14 protein-coding genes and 7 tRNA genes are annotated in these 16,987 nt (G+C 68.1%); 11 read left to right on the top strand and 10 right to left on the bottom strand.

Going from position 1 to position 16,987, the window contains the following annotated elements:
* Together GOAMR_RS21545 and GOAMR_RS21540 are read right to left on the bottom strand one after the other, a co-directional pair.
* Positions 1-3,530, bottom strand: a 3,530-nt coding sequence (locus GOAMR_RS21545) for a type I polyketide synthase (protein ID WP_005193038.1), incomplete at its 3' end; no start/stop codon positions are given.
* 111 nt (positions 3,531-3,641) lie between these two features.
* The gene (locus tag GOAMR_RS21540) at positions 3,642-5,246 is read right to left on the bottom strand and encodes a PfaD family polyunsaturated fatty acid/polyketide biosynthesis protein (protein WP_005193037.1); all 1,605 of its coding nucleotides are present in this window, start codon (positions 5,244-5,246) and stop codon (positions 3,642-3,644) included.
* A 387-nt stretch (positions 5,247-5,633) separates the two neighbouring features.
* On the opposite strand from GOAMR_RS21540, the gene GOAMR_RS21535 reads away from it, so the two are divergent.
* Positions 5,634-6,302, top strand: a complete 669-nt coding sequence (locus tag GOAMR_RS21535) for a LysE family translocator (protein ID WP_005193035.1) — start codon at positions 5,634-5,636, stop codon at positions 6,300-6,302.
* Between the two features lie 17 nt (positions 6,303-6,319).
* Here GOAMR_RS21535 and GOAMR_RS21530 read toward each other — a convergent pair whose 3' ends face one another.
* From GOAMR_RS21530 to GOAMR_RS21500, 7 genes are all read right to left on the bottom strand, one after another.
* Entirely contained in the window at positions 6,320-6,760 is a 441-nt protein-coding gene (locus GOAMR_RS21530; protein ID WP_040516020.1) for a nitroreductase/quinone reductase family protein, read from the bottom strand.
* Positions 6,761-6,803: 43 nt separating this feature from the next.
* The gene (locus GOAMR_RS21525) at positions 6,804-7,346 is read right to left on the bottom strand and encodes a hypothetical protein (RefSeq protein ID WP_005193032.1); all 543 of its coding nucleotides are present in this window, start codon (positions 7,344-7,346) and stop codon (positions 6,804-6,806) included.
* Between the two features lie 105 nt (positions 7,347-7,451).
* Entirely contained in the window at positions 7,452-8,300 is an 849-nt protein-coding gene (locus tag GOAMR_RS21520) for an SDR family NAD(P)-dependent oxidoreductase (protein WP_005193031.1), read from the bottom strand.
* A gap of 40 nt (positions 8,301-8,340) precedes the next feature.
* Entirely contained in the window at positions 8,341-8,592 is a 252-nt protein-coding gene (locus GOAMR_RS24915) for a hypothetical protein (RefSeq protein ID WP_138943845.1), read from the bottom strand.
* Between the two features lie 239 nt (positions 8,593-8,831).
* Positions 8,832-9,830: an acrylyl-CoA reductase family protein gene (locus GOAMR_RS21510; RefSeq protein ID WP_005193028.1), complete on the bottom strand. Its 999-nt coding sequence runs from the start codon at positions 9,828-9,830 to the stop codon at positions 8,832-8,834.
* Positions 9,831-9,909: 79 nt separating this feature from the next.
* Entirely contained in the window at positions 9,910-10,830 is a 921-nt protein-coding gene (locus GOAMR_RS21505) for a hypothetical protein (protein WP_211599649.1), read from the bottom strand.
* Between the two features lie 89 nt (positions 10,831-10,919).
* Positions 10,920-10,994 (bottom strand) — tRNA-Val (locus GOAMR_RS21500).
* Positions 10,995-11,219: 225 nt separating this feature from the next.
* Between GOAMR_RS21500 and GOAMR_RS21495 the strand changes: the two genes are divergently transcribed.
* From GOAMR_RS21495 to GOAMR_RS23870, 8 genes are all read left to right on the top strand, one after another.
* Positions 11,220-11,292 (top strand) — tRNA-Gly (locus tag GOAMR_RS21495).
* A 22-nt stretch (positions 11,293-11,314) separates the two neighbouring features.
* Positions 11,315-11,388, top strand: a tRNA-Cys gene (locus tag GOAMR_RS21490).
* A gap of 16 nt (positions 11,389-11,404) precedes the next feature.
* Positions 11,405-11,477, top strand: a tRNA-Val gene (locus GOAMR_RS21485).
* Between the two features lie 45 nt (positions 11,478-11,522).
* Positions 11,523-11,595: transfer RNA gene (locus tag GOAMR_RS21480), tRNA-Gly, on the top strand.
* Positions 11,596-11,610: 15 nt separating this feature from the next.
* Positions 11,611-11,684: transfer RNA gene (locus GOAMR_RS21475), tRNA-Cys, on the top strand.
* A gap of 36 nt (positions 11,685-11,720) precedes the next feature.
* A tRNA-Val gene (locus GOAMR_RS21470) sits at positions 11,721-11,795 on the top strand.
* A gap of 170 nt (positions 11,796-11,965) precedes the next feature.
* Complete coding sequence (locus tag GOAMR_RS21465) at positions 11,966-12,547, top strand: GNAT family N-acetyltransferase (RefSeq protein ID WP_005193022.1); 582 nt, start codon at positions 11,966-11,968, stop codon at positions 12,545-12,547.
* Positions 12,548-12,719: 172 nt separating this feature from the next.
* Positions 12,720-13,424 (top strand): LppP/LprE family lipoprotein, encoded by a 705-nt coding sequence (locus GOAMR_RS23870; RefSeq protein WP_005193020.1) that lies wholly within the window; start codon positions 12,720-12,722, stop codon positions 13,422-13,424.
* A 9-nt stretch (positions 13,425-13,433) separates the two neighbouring features.
* Here GOAMR_RS23870 and zapE read toward each other — a convergent pair whose 3' ends face one another.
* Positions 13,434-14,450: a cell division protein ZapE gene (zapE, locus tag GOAMR_RS21455; RefSeq protein WP_040516018.1), complete on the bottom strand. Its 1,017-nt coding sequence runs from the start codon at positions 14,448-14,450 to the stop codon at positions 13,434-13,436.
* A 35-nt stretch (positions 14,451-14,485) separates the two neighbouring features.
* On the opposite strand from zapE, the gene GOAMR_RS21450 reads away from it, so the two are divergent.
* Together GOAMR_RS21450 and GOAMR_RS21445 are read left to right on the top strand one after the other, a co-directional pair.
* Entirely contained in the window at positions 14,486-15,265 is a 780-nt protein-coding gene (locus GOAMR_RS21450; protein ID WP_005193014.1) for a pyrimidine reductase family protein, read from the top strand.
* A gap of 62 nt (positions 15,266-15,327) precedes the next feature.
* The gene (locus tag GOAMR_RS21445; RefSeq protein WP_005193011.1) at positions 15,328-16,911 is read left to right on the top strand and encodes an alpha/beta hydrolase; all 1,584 of its coding nucleotides are present in this window, start codon (positions 15,328-15,330) and stop codon (positions 16,909-16,911) included.
* The last annotated feature ends 76 nt before the right edge of the window (positions 16,912-16,987 follow it).

Below are 16,987 nucleotides of genomic sequence, written 5' to 3'. Positions count from 1 at the left end.
AACCGGTCTTCTCGGACACGATCTCCAGCACCACATCGGCGGCCGACGGACCCGATGCGGCAGCCGGAGCAGCGGCGGCAGCGGCCGGGCGGCCACAGGTGCGGGGCGGCCGGCTTCGCGGCGGCCGCCGGCTTGGCCGCGACGACCGGGGCCGGCTCCGCCACCGGGGCGGGCGCGGCGACCGGGGTCTGCGGCACGACGGGAGCCTGCGGGACAGCCGGTGCCGGTGCGGCCAGTGCCGCCGGTGCCTGCACAGCCGGGGCCGCTTCACGGGACGGGGCGACGACGGTCTGCGCCGTGCCCGGCTCCCCCACGATCTCGGCCAGCATCCGCGTCGACATGTCGAGGAACTGGTGATGGCTGTCGGCCACCACATCCAGGTAGCGCTCGTGCTGCGCCGCGGTTTCCCGCTGGATGCGGTCGATCAGACTCCACGCATCCGTCGACAGCGGGGCATCGCTCGCCGGGGCGGCTGCTGTCGTGGGTCGGGCGGCGGAGGCACCGGAGGCCGGTTGCGGTTGCGGGGTCACGGTTGATCTTTCTGCAGCAACGGGAGCGGGTGTCTGGGCGCGCTGAGGCGGCGCGGCCGGAGCCGGAACCGCCGAAACAGCCTGCGCGGGCGCGGCGGCGGGCGGGACCGTAACCGGCGCCGGCTTCGGTGTCGCGACCGGTGTAGGTTGGGCGGCAACCGATTTCGCCGGTGCCGCACCACTCGATTCGGCGGGTGCGGAGGCGAGCGGCTGACGGGTCGGCTTGGGTGTGATGACCACCTTGCCGTCGGCGGGCGGGTACGGCTTGCCGACGTTGGCACCGCCGACCATCACCGCGTACTTGGGCGCCGGCACGAACTTCGCGGGCTCCTCGTAGTGGTCGTAGAGCCGGACCAGGTCCAGCGAGACACCGTCGGCGGCGAGCGCGGCCAGACCGCGGTGCCAACCGCGCAGGTCGCCGACCTTCGGGTCGTCGAGTGCCACCGCCTTATGCGGGGCGTCGCCGAGGATCTGGTTGACCAGGCCGGTGAGCACGCGACCCGGTCCGACCTCGATGAACCGGGTGACGCCGTCGGCGGCCATCGCCTGGATCATCTCCCGGAACCGCACCGACTGGCGCACCTGGTCGGCGAGCTGGGTGGTCGGCTGGTCGCCATAGGGCTGCGCGGTGGCGTTGGCGTAGACGGTCAGGTGGGAGTCGCCGAGCGGCAGGGTGTTCAGGTACTCGGCGAACGGCGCCGAGCTCTCGGCGACGATCGGCGAATGGAACGCGGATGCCACCGTGAGTCGCTTGGTCCGCAGACCGGCCCCGGCCGCAGCCTTTTCGACGCTCTCGATCTCAGCGATGTGGCCGGCGACGACCACCTGACGCGGACCGTTGTCGTTGGCGATGACCAGAGTGCCGTCGGTCTTCGGCTGGGCCTCCAGCAGTGCACGCACCTCGTCGGCGCTCGCGACGATCGCCAGCATCGTGGCATCCTTGCCGCGACCGGCCTCGGCCATCAGCAGGCCACGGGTACGGGCGGTCTCCATCAGCCGGTCGGCGGGCAGCACGCCGGCTGCGGCAAGCGCGGTGACCTCACCGAAACTGTGACCGGCGGCGGCGTCGGCCTTTATGCCGAGTTCCTCGAGCAGCGCGAGCTGGGCCAGGCTGGTCGCGGCGATCGCAGGCTGAGCGGTCTCCATCGACGTCAGCGCGCTGTTCTGCACCGCGCGTGTCTCGTCGTCGAAGGCGGGTTCGGGGAAGACAGCGTTGTGCAGATCGGCCAGGTCACCGTCAAGTCCGTCCCACACGGCCAGCGCCTCGGGAAAGTCCAGCGCCAGGTCGGCGCCCATGCCGATGTAGTGGCTGCCCTGCCCGGGGAACAGGAAAGCGGTCTTGCCCTCACGCGGGGCACCGAAGCCCACGGCGATGTTGGGGTCCTTGATGGCGGCACCCTTGCCGTCGGCCAGGCCGGTGCGCAACTTCTGCACCAGGCCGGTCAGGGCGTCGGTGTCGGCGACGACCAAGGCGGCACGCGCACCGTGGGTGGCGTCGAAGGACTGCGCCGATTCGAAGGCGATGCGGGCCAGGCTCTCACCGGCACGCACCTGCTCGCCGATCTCACCGGCGCGGGCGGCGAGTTCGGTCTCGTTCGTGGCACTGAGCACGACGAGTTCGGTGGGCAGGGTGCGCAGACGCCGGGCCTGGTTGGCGCCCTCGTACTGCTCGAGGGTCACGTGGAAGTTGGTGCCGCCGAAGCCGAACGAACTGACCGATGCGCGGCGCGGCGTCTCGTCGGTGCGCACCCACGGACGGGTGGTGCTGTTGATGTAGAACGGCGTGTCCTCGATACCCATCGCCGGGTTGGGCCGCTCCACCTTGAGGGTCGGCGGAAGCGTCGAATGCTGGAGCGCAAGAACGGCTTTGATGAGTCCGGCGGCACCGGCTGCGGCTTTGGTGTGGCCGATCTGGGATTTCACCGAGCCGATCGCGATCCGGTTGTCGGTATCGGTGAACACCGACTTGAGGCCGGCGAACTCGGCGGCGTCACCGGCCTTGGTGGCGGTGCCGTGCGCTTCGAGCAGGCCGATGGTGGTGGGTTCGTACCCGGCGTGCCGGTAGGCGGCGCGGACCGCCTTGGCCTGCCCTTCCGAACGGGGGGCGTACACGCTCGATGCGCGTCCGTCCGAGGAGGAACCAATGCCGCGGATGACCGCGTAGATGTCGTCGCCGTCACGTTCGGCGTCGTCGAGGCGTTTGAGGGCGACCATGCCCACGCCCTCGCCGATGAGGGTTCCGTCGGCGCCGTCCGACAGTGGCCGGATGTCTCCCGTCTTGGAGAACGCGGGCGTCTTGGAGAAGCACATGTACATCATCACGTCGTTGAGGGCATCGACGCCACCGGTGATGACGGTGTCGGCCTCGTGCAGATACAGCCGGTGCAGCGCCGACTGCAGCGACGCCAGGGAGCTCGCGCACGCGGCGTCGATCACGAAGTTGCAGCCGCCGAGGTTGAGGCGGTTGGCCACACGCCCGGCGACGACGTTGCCGAGCAGGCCGGGGAAGGTGCTCTCCACCCACGGCGGGTAGTGGGCGGCGATATCGCCGGAGATCTCCTCTGCCTCGGACTCGGACAGCCCGTTCTCCAGCATGGCCTTGCGCCACACCGGGCCCTGCAGCCGGGCGCCGGCCTGCACGACGAGTTCGGTGGTGGAGGCGACGCCGAGGATGATGTCGGTGCGCTCGAGGTCGAAGTCCTCACGGCCACCGGTCACCTTGTCGAGGACCTGCTTGGCCGCGATGAGGGCCAGGATCTGCGCCGAGTCGGTAGTCTGCAACGCATTCGGCGGCAACCCGAACTTGACCGGATCGAACGGCACCGGGTCGATGAATCCGCCCCGCTTGCAGTAGGTCTTGTCCGGCACCGACGGATCGGGATCGTAGTAGTCGTCGATCAGCCAGTGCGTGGGCGGCACCTCGGTGATGGCGTCACGGCCGCCGGAAACGGTCCGCCAGTAGCCCTCAAGACCGGTCTCCCCGGGGTAGATCGCGCTCATCGCGACGACGGCAACTGGTGGGGAAACGTGGTTCTTTGCGGAGTCGCTCAAAATTCCTCTTCGCTGTGGGGCGGTACTGGACAAACGTCGGGCCGTCAGCCCGGTGGTCGGTTAACCCAGGGGTCTGGGACGGAAGTCGAAGGCGCCGGGTGGCAATTGGACACCGGCGGTGCGGAGGTGACCGGCCCGGGTGACGGTGGCCGCTCCTTCGAGCAGGTTGAGGGCGATCTGGCCGGTGGTGCGGGCGCCGACCGGTTCGAGGAAGCTGCCCTTGACCCAGTCGTTGAATCCGCCCATCGCCGGGCCACACCAGATCTGGTAGTCGCCGCGGCGGTCGGTGTCACCTTCGCGGGCCCACTGGGCCCCGGAGAACAGGTACCAGCGGAACACCAGCGCCATCAGGTGGTGCGGGTCGGCCTCGGCACGCACCACCTCACGGGGGTCGCGGGTGGCGAAGAACTCCTTGGTCTCGGCCCAGATCTCGGGGATGCTGCGGCGCAGGACGGTCTTCTCCAGGCTCGCGACCTCGTCGGCCGGAGCCGCGTCGAACGAGGGGTACTTGCGGTAGAAATCGGTGAGCCGCTGGCCGCGCTGGGCGAACATGGTGCCACGCTTGAGCACCTGCACGGTCACCCCCATCTCGAACATGTCGGCCGCGGGTGCGGTGGCCACATCGGTGGCCTGGGCCAGTGCCAGCAGGTTGCGGCCGTCCTCGGACAGGCCGCTCTCCAGAGCCGACTGGTTGACCGAACCGGTGAGCACGTAGGCGGCACCCGCGGCGAATGCCGCGGCCACCGCGGCGGGGGTTCCGATGCCGCCTGCTGCACCCACCCGCGGCAGGACGCTGTAGCCGTATTGTTCGGAGATCTCGTCACGCAGGGCGATCAGCCGCGGGAGCAGGACGGTGAGGGCGCGGTTGTCGGTGTGGCCACCCGAGTCGGCCTCTGCGGTGATATCCTCGGCGATCGGGACCTCGGCGGCCAGTGCGGCCTCCGCTGCCGTGAGCCGTCCCTCGGCAACAAGAGCCCGCAGCATCTGCTCGGGAGCGGGCAAGAGGAAGTGCCGGGCGATCTCGTCGCGGGACACCTTGGCGAAGATGCGGCCCGACCGGACGATCTGGCCGTCGCCGCCGCGGTAGAGCCCCTTGGCCGCGTACAGCACCACCGCGGGGGTGAGCTGCATGAACGCCGACGCCGACACGCATCGCACCCCCATCCGCAGGAACAGTTCGACGGTGGCCATCTCACGGCGGTCGTCCTGCACGTTGTGGATCAGGTTGGCGCCCCACCCGGGCGCATCGGGGCCGAGGGCGTTCTGGATCTCGCGGACCCCGGCCTCGACGGTGTCCAGGTCCAGTCCCGCACTGCCGTAGAAGCCCATGCCCCCGGCGCGCACGGCGGCGATCGCCATCTGCGGAGTGGCGATGCCACGGGCCATCTCGCCGACGACGTAGGGGAAGCGCACACCGTGCGCCGCTGTGAACGACCGCTCACCCAGCCATTCGGGGTAGACCGGCGGAAGCAGGGCGAGCAGTTCTTCGCCCGCGATCTCGGCCAGCCCGCCGTCGCCCACCACCACCGGAACCGGGCCCAGGGCCGACGCGACAACGGCGACCGGTTTGCGGATCTCGGCAAGAGCCTCGGCGACCTCGACCCCCGAAGGGGCAAGGGCCGGGGCTCCTTGTGCATGGGTCAACCCCAGCGTCGTCGGATGCATGAGAGGCGACACTAACAAACAACGGAAGTGCCGTCTATCACGTCAAGCACAACAATGTGTTCGCAACCTCAAATGGAATGCGACACAGCCGGAACCATTCCGCGATCCTGTCGCCGCCCGCCGGACCATACCATCATGACCGACGCCGAATTCGTTGTCACCACAGTGGAACACACAAGGCGGTTGGTATCCCGACCGAAGAGGATCAACCCTACGCACGGACGTCAAATATAGGATATTTCATCCGCGTCCAGACGTTTCCCGCCGGGGAAGGGTGCCCGACGGACGGGCACGTCACCGGGAAAGCAGAGCGGGGACGCATCGGGGCACATCCACTACATCCACACCCCGCACCGACCCACCGGCCACACACCTACACTCAGTCGCGTGATCTCCGTCGACCAGGCCGTCGGTATCGCCCTGGCGAGTGTCGTGCTCATCTGTGTGCCCGGGCCGTCGGTTCTGTTCATCGTCGGCCGCGCCCTCAGCTACGGCCGCACCAGCGCCATCGGCAGCGTCGTCGGCAACGCGATCGGCTGTTACAGCGCCTGCGCCGTGATCGCGGTCGGCCTCGGCCCCTTGCTCGAGCGATCCGAGGCGCTGTTCCAGACAGTCAAGTGGGCCGGCGTGTTCTACCTTCTCTTCCTCGGCATCCAGGCAATCCGCCACGCCGCCGCGCCCGATGTCGGAGACAACGCGGGAGACAGCAACGAAACGCGCGGGCTGGAGATGCACAGAACGGAGACGTTCGGCACGGCGGTCCGCGTCGGCACCGTCGTCGGGTTCACCAATCCCAAGGGCTTCGTCCTGTTCTCGGCAATTCTCCCCCAGTTCGTCGAACCGGAAGCCGGTCACACTCCGCTACAGATGCTCGTTCTGGGTGTGGTACCGGTGACAATCGGCCTCGTCACCGACGCCGCATGGGCGGTGGCCGCCGGAAGCGCCCGCGCCTGGTTCACCCGATCCCCCGGCCGCATGAGGGTCATCAGCCGCACCGGGGGTGTCTGCATCATCGGAGTCGGGATCTCCGTCGCGGTGTCGGGCACCCACCGGTAGGAACCACCTGGGTACGGTTACCGACGCTCGCAGATCAAGATCGGGATCTTACGGTCGGTGTTGGCCTGGTAGTCGGCGTAACTCTTGTACACCTTGACCGCTTGCGGCCATAGTTCGGCGTGTTCGTCGTCGGTGGCCACCCGGGCCCGCATCGGGACGGGTTCGCCGTCAACGACGACGGTGATGTCGGGGGTGGCGACAGCGTTGCGGAACCAGTCGGGGTCCTTGCTCGACCCGCCCTTCGACGCGACGAGGACGACGCGGGAGGCGTCGTGGATCGGGGTCGTGAGCAGGGTCGTGTACTGCTTGCCGGACTTGCGGCCGACGGTGTGCAGTTCTACGGTCTTCATGCCGAGCAGGTTCTTGGGGAAACGGCCGCCGCTGAGCGTCAGCAGTGCACGGTGGCTGTTTTCCAGAAGCCAGGCGCCGGCATCGGCGGCGCGGTCGGGGTATCGCATGCCCATCACCCTAGCGGCCCCCGCCCCCGGCCGGACCGGTGGATCAGGCCGGGAGATCCAGTGCGATCACACCCGGGATCAGCGTCTTCGAACCGTAGGTCTGCCACAGGACCTCGACGCGCGCGATGATCGGTCCGGCGCCGGTGGCGGCGACGGCAGCCGTCGGCAGCGTTTCCGGGTAGCTCGAACCCATACCGGGGTACTTCGGACCACCCTTTCGCCAGTACCTCAGGTTGACGGCGCCGTCCTTGCCGGAGCGCAGGTTCTGCCATGTCACCCGCAGGTACCGGCTTTCGAGCCAGGTGTCGTGCGGCATCAGGTTCGGCACCGAGAACTCCACGGCGGGCGGCGGGGGCGGGTACTGCAGCGTCCGCATCGCCGGGCGGGCGACAACGGTGATGGGCCGTAGCGACCCGCCGGGGATACTCACGGGCGGCAATTCGATGCTGGTGATCACCGGAAGCGTGAGCGCAGGCAAACCCGCGGACGACCCGGTCGGCGCCGCGTGTGCGGTGGCCGGGACTGCGAGTGCCGCGCCCATCGCCGCGAGCAGCGCAAGGGTCCGGGACCTGAGTGATGTCGCCACCGTGAACATCTCCTATGCCTCGCGGACGCCGTCGGGCCGGCGCCCGTTATGAGAACTATCGCCGCCCTACGGCGATTGTTACCACAGCAAACGACGACGCGGACGCTACCCGCCCACGCCGGTCATCACGGCGCTTCGCTCCCACAGGCGTGCCGCGAGATTGTCGTCGAAGGATTGCCGGTTCATCTTCCAGCGCGGCGAGACCTTGTTGTTGTCGTAGAACTCGCCGGATTTCCACGTCTGCCCCGGCGTCCCCTCGGCGAGCCAGACGAGTTTGCCTCCGGCCTTGGCCGGTGAGTCCAGACTCAACCGTGTCAGCGGATTCCCGAACACCAGCGCCAGCACCGACGAGGTGTCGTTGGCGAAGGCTGTGGCCACATTGCCGGGATGAAAGGACACCGCCGCGATACCGCGGTCGTGATAGCGCCGGTGCAGTTCGCGGGTGAACAGGATGTTGGCCAGCTTGGCGTCGCCGTAGGACTTGTTGGCGCTCCAACGACGTTCGTTGTTCAGATCGTCGACGTCGAGGTGACCGAACAGCCTCGCCCCGATGCTGGAGGTGGCGATGACCTTCGCGCCACCTGCATCGGCGAGCCGGTCCAGCAGCAGGTTGGTCAACAGAAACGGCGCCAGGTGGTTGACCTGGAGCGTCTTGTCGAAACCGTCGACGGTGCTTTCCCTGCGGAAGATGCCGCCGGCGTTGTTGGCGAGCACATCGATCTTCGGATACGCCTCGAGGAGTTCGTCGGCCAGTGCCCGCACCTGCGCGAGTTCGGCGAAGTCGGCGAGGTGATGCGGTGCGCCGATCTTGTCGGCCACGGCCGCGGTCTTGGCGGCGCTTCTGCCGACCACCACCACCCGCTCCCCACGCTCGGCCAGTTGTTTCGCGGCCGCGGCACCGATGCCGTCGCCCGCGCCGGTGATGATGATCGTCTGAGGTTCGCGCCCCGCCATGGCGCTCACGCTACCGTGGCGGCGCGGCGACGGCGGCGTATCAGCCGGACGGGCAGGGCAGCCCGCTGCCGTCGGTGCCGTCACTGATCGAGGTCCGTGGGTGCGTCGCCTCCAACACACACAATGCCGCCAGCGGGACCGCGATCACCATCAGCGCACAGAGAAGCACACCGGAGATCACCGCCACCACCGCCCTCCCCACCAACGCCCCGCGCAGGCCGCAGGCGAACAATGCCACCGCCAGCACCGCCAGCACCGCTGCCGTCGAGCAATAGAGCACGGTCGGAGGCAAGGCCGGCAGGTGTGGCAGTGCCGCGCCAGCGCGTCGGCGTTCCACCGGTCGCGTTCGTACACGAGGCGCCAGTACAGACCGATCGCCGCCACGAGGCTGAGAACACCGCAGGTGGCCCACGGGAGGTATCTGTTCACTCAGCCCAACCCAACAGCCTGTGACCTCGGGCCGCGGCGGCCACAGCCGGCATCACCGTCGAATCAGCTTGTGGCGAGGTTGATTCCGTGAGACTGCGGCGGTTACCAACCCGAACCCAGGTCGACGACGGCCCGTCCGGTGAACTCGCCCTTCCGCAGTGCCGTGACGACATCCGGGATGTCACCGACACCGATGTCGCCGGTGAACCGATCGAGATGAGCCGGCTTGAGATCGCCCGCGATGCGGGCCCACAGCGCGCGGCGCTCGCTGATCGGCAGCAGCACGGAGTCGATACCGATCAGTCCGACGCCCCGCAGGATGAACGGCATCACCGTCGTCTTCAGGGCGGCGCCGCCGGTCAGTCCGCTGGCAGCGACGACGCCCCGGTACTCGGTGGTGCTCAGGACATCGGCGAGCGCCGCGCCACCGACGCAGTCGACGGCCGCGGCCCAGCGGCTCTTGCCGAGCGGACGCGGTTTCGCGTCGGGATCCAGGGGCAGCCGGCCAATCACCTCGGCCGCACCGAGTTCACGCAGCAGCGGCTCCGCGGCGGGTTTGCCCGACGACGCCACCACCTCGAAGCCCTTCGCGGCGAGGAGGTCGATGCTGGTCGACCCCACACCTCCGGTGGCGCCGGTCACCACGACCGGCCCACTCCCGGGCGTCACCCCCCAGTCGAGAATCGCGGCGACGCTCATCGCCGCGGTGAAGCCCGCCGTGCCGATGGCCGCGGCCTCCCGAAGGCCGAGCCCGTCGAGTGCGACCACCTGGTCTGCGGGCACCACGAGTTCCTCGGCGTAGCCGCCGTCACGGCCGGTACCGATGTCGTAGCCATGCGCGATCACCTCGTCGCCGGCGGCGAAATCGGGTGAGCCGGAATCGATCACCACACCCGCGGCGTCGATGCCGGGCACGATCGGATAGTTGCGGACGACGCCGCCGCGTGGATCGAAGGCGAGGGCGTCCTTGAAGTTGACCCCGGAGAAGCGGACCGCGATCCGCACCTCGCCAGGCTGCAGGTCGGCGCGTTCACGCTCTTGAACGACGGCGCTGGTGCTGTCGCCGTCGAGTTGTGCGGTGAGTGCGCGGTAGGTGGTCATCGAATCTCCTCCTCATGGCGGGGCGGGCGCCTCACGCTACCGCGCCGCGCAGGACGCGGAGAACGAATCCCGCGGCAGGTCAGAACCGGGTCGGCGTCGAGGCGACGGGGCCTTCGGCGAACCGTTCCAGCCGGTAGGAGTGTCCGGCAGGGTTCTGCTGTTTGATCGGGTACGGGAACCAGTAGTTGCTGTCGACCCAGGTCTGGAAGATCAGCGGAACCGGTTTGTCGTAGCCGATGACGCGGACAGTGTCGGACAGAACCATGTCGAAGTCGGCGACGGTCTTGCCGTCGACGGCGAACAAGGTTCCCGACCGCGACGCGGTGACCGCGTAGTCATGGGTCCCGTCGAGCAGGCTCATCGGCAGCGGCATCACCCGCGGGATCAGGTTGTTCTCGGTCTTGACCATCGCGAAGAAGCCTTTGGGCAGGCCGCCGGCGAGATGTTCGGCGATCGGTTTGAGCTGGGTGGTCAGCTTTCCGAGTTCGGAATCGGTGTCGTTATAGAAGAACCAGGCGACCTGCAGTTGCGGGTATTCGAGTGTCCGGGTCGCCACGCCCCAGCCGACGGTGCCGTTGAGCCCCTTGATGCGGTCGGCGTTGACCCGGACCGTCGAGCGCCGGCCCTTGGGGAAGGCCACACGGGAGAGGATCTCGGCGTTGTTGGCGCCGGAGGTGTTCGGCGGGATCGCCAGCGTGAGGCCGTCCGGCCGGTACCGCAGATTCCCCCGCGCCACGTTGTAGCTGCAGAAGTCCTTGTTGTCCGGGCGCCGGAAATCGGTCGCGTACGTGCGCGGCGCCTCGACGACCTTGGTGCCGAAGTAGATCTGATTCTGCAATCCTGCCGGATTCTTCCCGCAGGGCCGCAGCCCGCCGTCCGACGATGCCGGCGCGGTCGGCTTCGGCTCGGCCGCGGCGACCCCTACCGGAACCGACCCGACCGCGGTAGCCAGGCAGACCGCGGCAGCGGCCACCCCGTGACGGAACCCTTTGCTGACCATGCACATCCCCTCGGGTCCGGTGACTTGCCCGTATGAAAACGAGAACGGACCGGCATCGCTGACGATGAACCGGTCCGTGTTTGTGATGATGGTGGTCCCGGCTGGGATCGAACCAGCGACCTCCCCGGTGTGAACGGGACGCTCTTCCACTGAGCCACGGGACCGTGTTCGACGCTCTCGCGCCTTGCACGAGGCAGAAGATTACACGTTTGTGTGCCGACCACCAAATCCGGGCCGCGACCAGCGACAAACGTGCCGGCCACCTTGTCCGACCTCGCGAATGATCGCCGAAAGGCCGCTGACCAGGCGATTTGGCATGTGAGTCATCGTTGACTAATGTTTCATCTCGCGTCACGGGCACTACGGTCCACAAGATCGCTCGTGAGCATGCGGATGTAGCGCAGCTGGTAGCGCATCACCTTGCCAAGGTGAGGGTCGCGGGTTCGAATCCCGTCATCCGCTCGGAGCGGGTTCTGCCCGCAGTGGTGGTGTGGCCGAGTGGTTAGGCAACGGCCTGCAAAGCCGTGCACACGGGTTCGATTCCCGTCGCCACCTCCACAAAGATGTAAGTCCCGCGCGATTAGCTCAGTGGGAGAGCGCTTCCCTGACACGGAAGAGGTCACTGGTTCAATCCCAGTATCGGCGCACGGTGATCGAAACCCCCCTGCCAACGGGAAGGTTCCGGTTAACATGCGGATGTAGCGCAGCTGGTAGCGCATCACCTTGCCAAGGTGAGGGTCGCGGGTTCGAATCCCGTCATCCGCTCGTATGCCAGCCTATGGTGGCGTGGCCGAGTGGTGAGGCAACGGTCTGCAAAACCGTCCACACGGGTTCGATTCCCGTCGCCACCTCCACCGTTCACAGTCATCTGACTGCACAGTTTCATACGAGCGCGATTAGCTCAGTGGGAGAGCGCTTCCCTGACACGGAAGAGGTCACTGGTTCAATCCCAGTATTGCGCACCATCGAAGACCACAGTGCAGGCCCGGCCCACCGCCGGGCCTGCACTGTTTTCCTATCCCTGTTTCCCAGACCTGTGTCCCCGGCGACGGGAGCGGACTGGCCGATCCCGCCCGCTGTAGCGCATCGGCGCCGGTTACCGTGGACACCGAGGCAGGAAGGGAACACCGGACAGATGAACGCAGGACCGTCCAAGACAGCAGCAACGACTGGGCCGACACCGGCAGCGCCGGTCATCGACGTCGTGGCCGATACCGCTCTGGCCGCGGAGGTCGCCGACGTCGCGGCCATCACCTTTCCCCTGGCCTGTCCCCCGCACTGCACCGACGGCGACATCGCCGCCTTCGTCGCGAACAACTTCCAGCCCGCGAACTTCGTCCGGCACATACAGAACCCCGAATCCGATCTGCTCGTCGCACGCGAGGACCGCAAGGTGATCGGATACAGCCTCATTCACCACACGCCACCGTCCAACCCGGACGTCACAGCGGTGGTCACCGAACGCCCGGCGTCGGAGATCTCCAAGATGTACGTCCTGCCGGGCCATCACGGCTCGGCCGTCGCGGCGGCGCTCATGACCACCGCCCTCGGTATCTCCCGAGACCGCGGCAGCGTCGTCGCCTGGCTGGGTGTCAACCAGCACAATCACCGTGCCCAGCGGTTCTACACCAAGATGGGGTTCACCCGCGTCGGGGAGAAGACCTTCGATCTCAACGGGAACGTCGAACACGATTACGTGCTGAGTCGTCGTCTGTAGTCCGACTCAGCCGGACAGGCGACAACTCTGAAGCCCGCGCCTCACGAGCAGCCCATCGTTCCGACGGCTATCCGTCCCTCGTGTGAACGACACCGTTAACATTGCGTGGCCGCGCCTGCGATTCTCACTATGCATAGCTGACCTATGCATCTTTCCGTCGAGAGGAGCGGCGATGCCGCGCAACACATTCGTCTCCCTGGCCGCGCCCATGGGAATCGCGGGTCTTCTGCTGCTGAGTGCCTGCAGCACGGGCGACTCCGGCGACACCGCCGCAAGCCGGCCCACACCCAGCACCGTCACAGTGACCACGACGCAGGACACGCACACCCAGGACAGCGACAACCAGGACTCCGGCACCCAGAACGACGGCACTCAGAACAACGACGGACAGAACAACGACGGACAGGACAACGACGGACAGGACAACGAAGGCGCCCAACCGGTGGCACCGACGTCACACACCGACTGCTCGACGGACGGCTCCGCGGTGATCACCGACGCGGCCAACCGGATCGCTCCCCCGCTCAGCTACAAGACAGACGTGCCGTGGGTGTTCGGCGGCAACACCAACTACAACACGTGCCGCACCCTGAGCTACGCCTCGCTCGACACCCAAGGCGCCACCGCGTCGTCGCCGATGCAGCTGCTGCTGTTCCACAACGGCAGGTTCCTCGGCACCGGCATCAAATGCAACGCCGCATATCAGACCGTCACCAAGACCACCGACACCGCCGTCTACGTCAACTACCGCTATCTACACGACGGCGACATCAGCGCCAACCCGACCGGCAGCGTCGACGTGTGGTTCGAATGGACAGGGTCGGGCGTGACGATGCACGGCACCCTGCCGTACCTCGTCACCTACGGAAAATGCTGAATCTGACTGCTACACCTTGGATTCGGCGAACCGGGACAGCGCGAGCAGACGTGAGGTGGCGCGCAGGTACTTCTTGCGGTAACCACCGTTGATCATCTCCTCGGTGAAGATCTCGTCGAGCTTGCTGCCGGCCACGGTGACCGGGATGTCGGCGTCGTACAGCCGGTCGGCCAGCACCACGATCCGCAGCGCGACGGTCTGATCGGGCGCCGGATGCACGCCGTCGATGCACACCAGCGACACCCCGTCGACCAGTGCCTTGTACTTGGACGGGTGCAGCGTCGCCAGATGCTTGCACAGGTCGTCGAAGCTGTCGAGGGTGGCGCCCGGCGTGGCCTCCGCGGTGGCGATCAGTTCGGCCTCGGCCTTGGGTTCCGGGGCCGGTGGCAGGTCGCGGTGCCGGTAGTCGGGGCCGTCGACCCGGATGGTCTCGAAGATCCCCGACAGCTTGCGGATCTCGCGCAGGAAGTCCTGCGCGGCGAAGCGGCCCTCACCGAGCTGGCCGGGCAGCGTGTTGGAGGTGGCCACGATCGACACCCCACGCGCCGACAGTTCGGTGAGCAGGCGTGAGACCAGCATGGTGTCGCCCGGGTCGTCGAGTTCGAACTCGTCGATGCACAGCACGGTGTGGTTCGACAGCCGCTCGACGGCATTGGTGAAGCCGAGGGCGCCGACCACGTGGGTGACCTCGACGAAGGTGGCGAACGACTTGGGGCCGGGCATCGAGTGATAGACCGACGCCAGCAGGTGCGTCTTGCCGACGCCGAAACCGCCGTCGAGGTAGAGCCCGACGCCGTGCTCGGGTTCCTTGTGCCTGGAGAAGAAGCCCTTCTTCTTGCCACGCAGTTTGCTCGCCCGGGCCACGAAGTCGCGGGCCTTGGCCACAGCCTGCGCCTGGCTGGGCTCGTTCGGGTCGGGGATGTAGGAGTCGAAACTGACGTGGTCGAATGTCGACGGCGGCACCATCTCGTCGACCAACGCGTCCGGGGAGATCACAGGGTTTCTGTCGCAGAGTCGTGCCACCATGCAGGGAGCGTAACGGGCGGGTCCATGATGGATTCATGTTCTCTGAAAGGAAAGCGACCCACATCACATCGGAGAGCGTCGATGACCCGGCCTCATTGCACCGGCTGGCGGACTGCTACCGGTATCCGGAGTCCCCGTCGCCGGATACCGGCTCGCCGTACGTCCGGGTGAACTTCGTCAGCTCGATCGACGGCGCGGCCACCCACAACGGCAAGTCCGGTGACCTCGGCGGCCCCGGTGACCGGGCTGTGTTCAGGACGCTGCGCGGACTGGCCGACGTGATCCTGGTCGGTGCCCGCACCGCGGTCACCGAGGGCTACCGGCAACCGCAACCGGACGACGTGTTCACCGACCTGCGCCGAGACCACGGTCAGGCACCGGCTCCGCGGTTCGCCCTGGTGTCGCGTTCACTGAACATCCCGGCCGACTACGCGCCCCTCGCCGACGCCGGGACGGTGGTCTTCACCTGCGCGAGCGCCCCACACGACCGCAGACAGGCGCTCGCCGCCGCGGGCGCCACGATCATGGCCTGCGGACAGGACACGGTCGATCTGAAACGGGTGCTCGAGATCTGCGGCACGAACCGGTGGAACCGTGTGCTCTGCGAGGGCGGACCGTCGCTGTTCGGTTCGCTGATCGCCGCCGACCTGGTGGACGAGCTATGCCACACCACCAGCCCGGTGCTGGCCGGTGGTGACGCCGGAAGAATCGCGCACGGCCCCGACACCGCCCTCCGGCCGATGCGGCCGGAAACGACCCTCACCGACGACGACGGATATATCTACACCCGATGGGTGCGCGGGCCCGGCCGCTGACCGGCCGACGGAGGCGGCCTGGTCCGAGGGGTGACCGGATGCCATGCCGTAGGCTCGCGGGCATGCCACGGTTCAGTCCGCCACGCGGCACGCTCCGCATGGCCGCGGCCTCGATCGCTGTGGCGATCACGCTCGCGGGATGCGCAACCGGCCCCGATCCCGGGCCCGATCTCGTCACCGGAGACGACGGCTCCGGCGCCCCCACCACCTCGGAATCGGCCACCCCCGCGGTTCCCGCGGTCACCGCGCCCACCGAGGATCTCGCCTGGAGCGACTGTGCGAAGACGACGACCGACACGTTCGGCCTGCGCCCGGCCGCCGGTACCCGCATCGAATGCGCGACGCTGGACTCCCCCGTCGACCCCGACCGGCAGGACGGGGACTCGCTGACCGTGTCGCTGACCCGTGTCCGCAACGCCAGGACCCCGGCCGGTGCGGTGCCCGTGGTACTGACCACCGGCAGCGACTTCCCGTCGACTCTGGGCGCCCTGCTCATCGCGACCGGCCCCGGCAAGTCGCTGCTCGACACCAACCCCGTGGTGGCGATCAACCGGCGTGGTCTGCCCGGCAGCGGTGACGTGGACTGCCTGACCCGGACCGAACGCGACACCCTCGCCGCCAACGGCCAGGTGGACACCGCGCGCGATATCGCGGCCCGCATCGAGACACTCACCGCCGCGGCGTCGTCGGGTTCGGACGGCTGCACCGAGGCCCTCGACCCGACGCAACTGAACTTCTCGATCGGCGAGGCCGCCTCGGACATCGAGACGCTGCGCCGGGCGTGGAAGGTCGACCGGCTCGCACTGCTCGGCATCGGCGAGGGCTCCGATGTGGTGCTGGCGTACTCCTCCCGGTACGGCGGGCGCGCCGGGCGCATCATCCTCGACACCCCGACCGCGTTCGGGAAACCGGCCAAGGACCGGGCACAGCTGACCGCGGGCGGTGTACAGACGGCGCTGCAGGCGTTCGCACAGCGCTGCACCGCCGCCGGCACCTGTCCGCTGGGCGACGATCCTCTGGCCACCCTCACCCGGGTTCTCGCCGACGCACGCGCGGGCCGGCTCGGGTCATTGTCGGACGCGCAGGTGCTGTCGGCGATCACCACCTCCCTGGCCACCGCCCCGTCCTCGGCCGCCACGATCCGGCAGACCGCGACGATGGTCGCGGCAGCCGCCGACGGCAACCTGCGGCCGATGACCGCCGCCGCCGAACACGCGGCCGATCTGCGTACATCCGACGGGCAACTCCTGTCGCGGTGCAACGACGTCACCGGCACCGTCGGGCAGAACGAGATCCCCGCCCTGGTCACCCGGTGGTCCAAGCAGTACCCGCTCACCGGAACCGATGCCGCGATGACATTGCTGCGGTGCTCGGGCTGGGGGTCGGCACCGCCGACCAAGGCGCCGTCGGATCTGCCGGTGGCGCCGGTGGTGCTCAACACCACCGACGACCCGGTCAACGGCGGCCAGGGCGCGAAGGAACTCAACGCCACCCTGCTGCGGGCCGGTGTCACCCCGATCTCGGTGACGTTGGAGGGACTGGGCTATTCGACGCTGGCCAACAGCAACTGTGCGGCGCTGTTCCTGAAAGACTATCTCGGTCCCCGCCCGGTCAGCGGTCCCACCGAGCGGAGTTGTTCCGCGTAGCGCTCACCGATACCCGACGGTTGTTCGGCGCAGGGGTCCGGGTCGGTACCCGATCGGGGTACCGGATCGTAGTACG

Origin of the sequence: Gordonia amarae NBRC 15530, assembly GCF_000241345.1 — a bacterium.
Classification (GTDB): Bacteria; Actinomycetota; Actinomycetes; order Mycobacteriales; family Mycobacteriaceae; genus Gordonia; species Gordonia amarae.
This window is presented reverse-complemented; position numbering and strand designations above follow the sequence as displayed.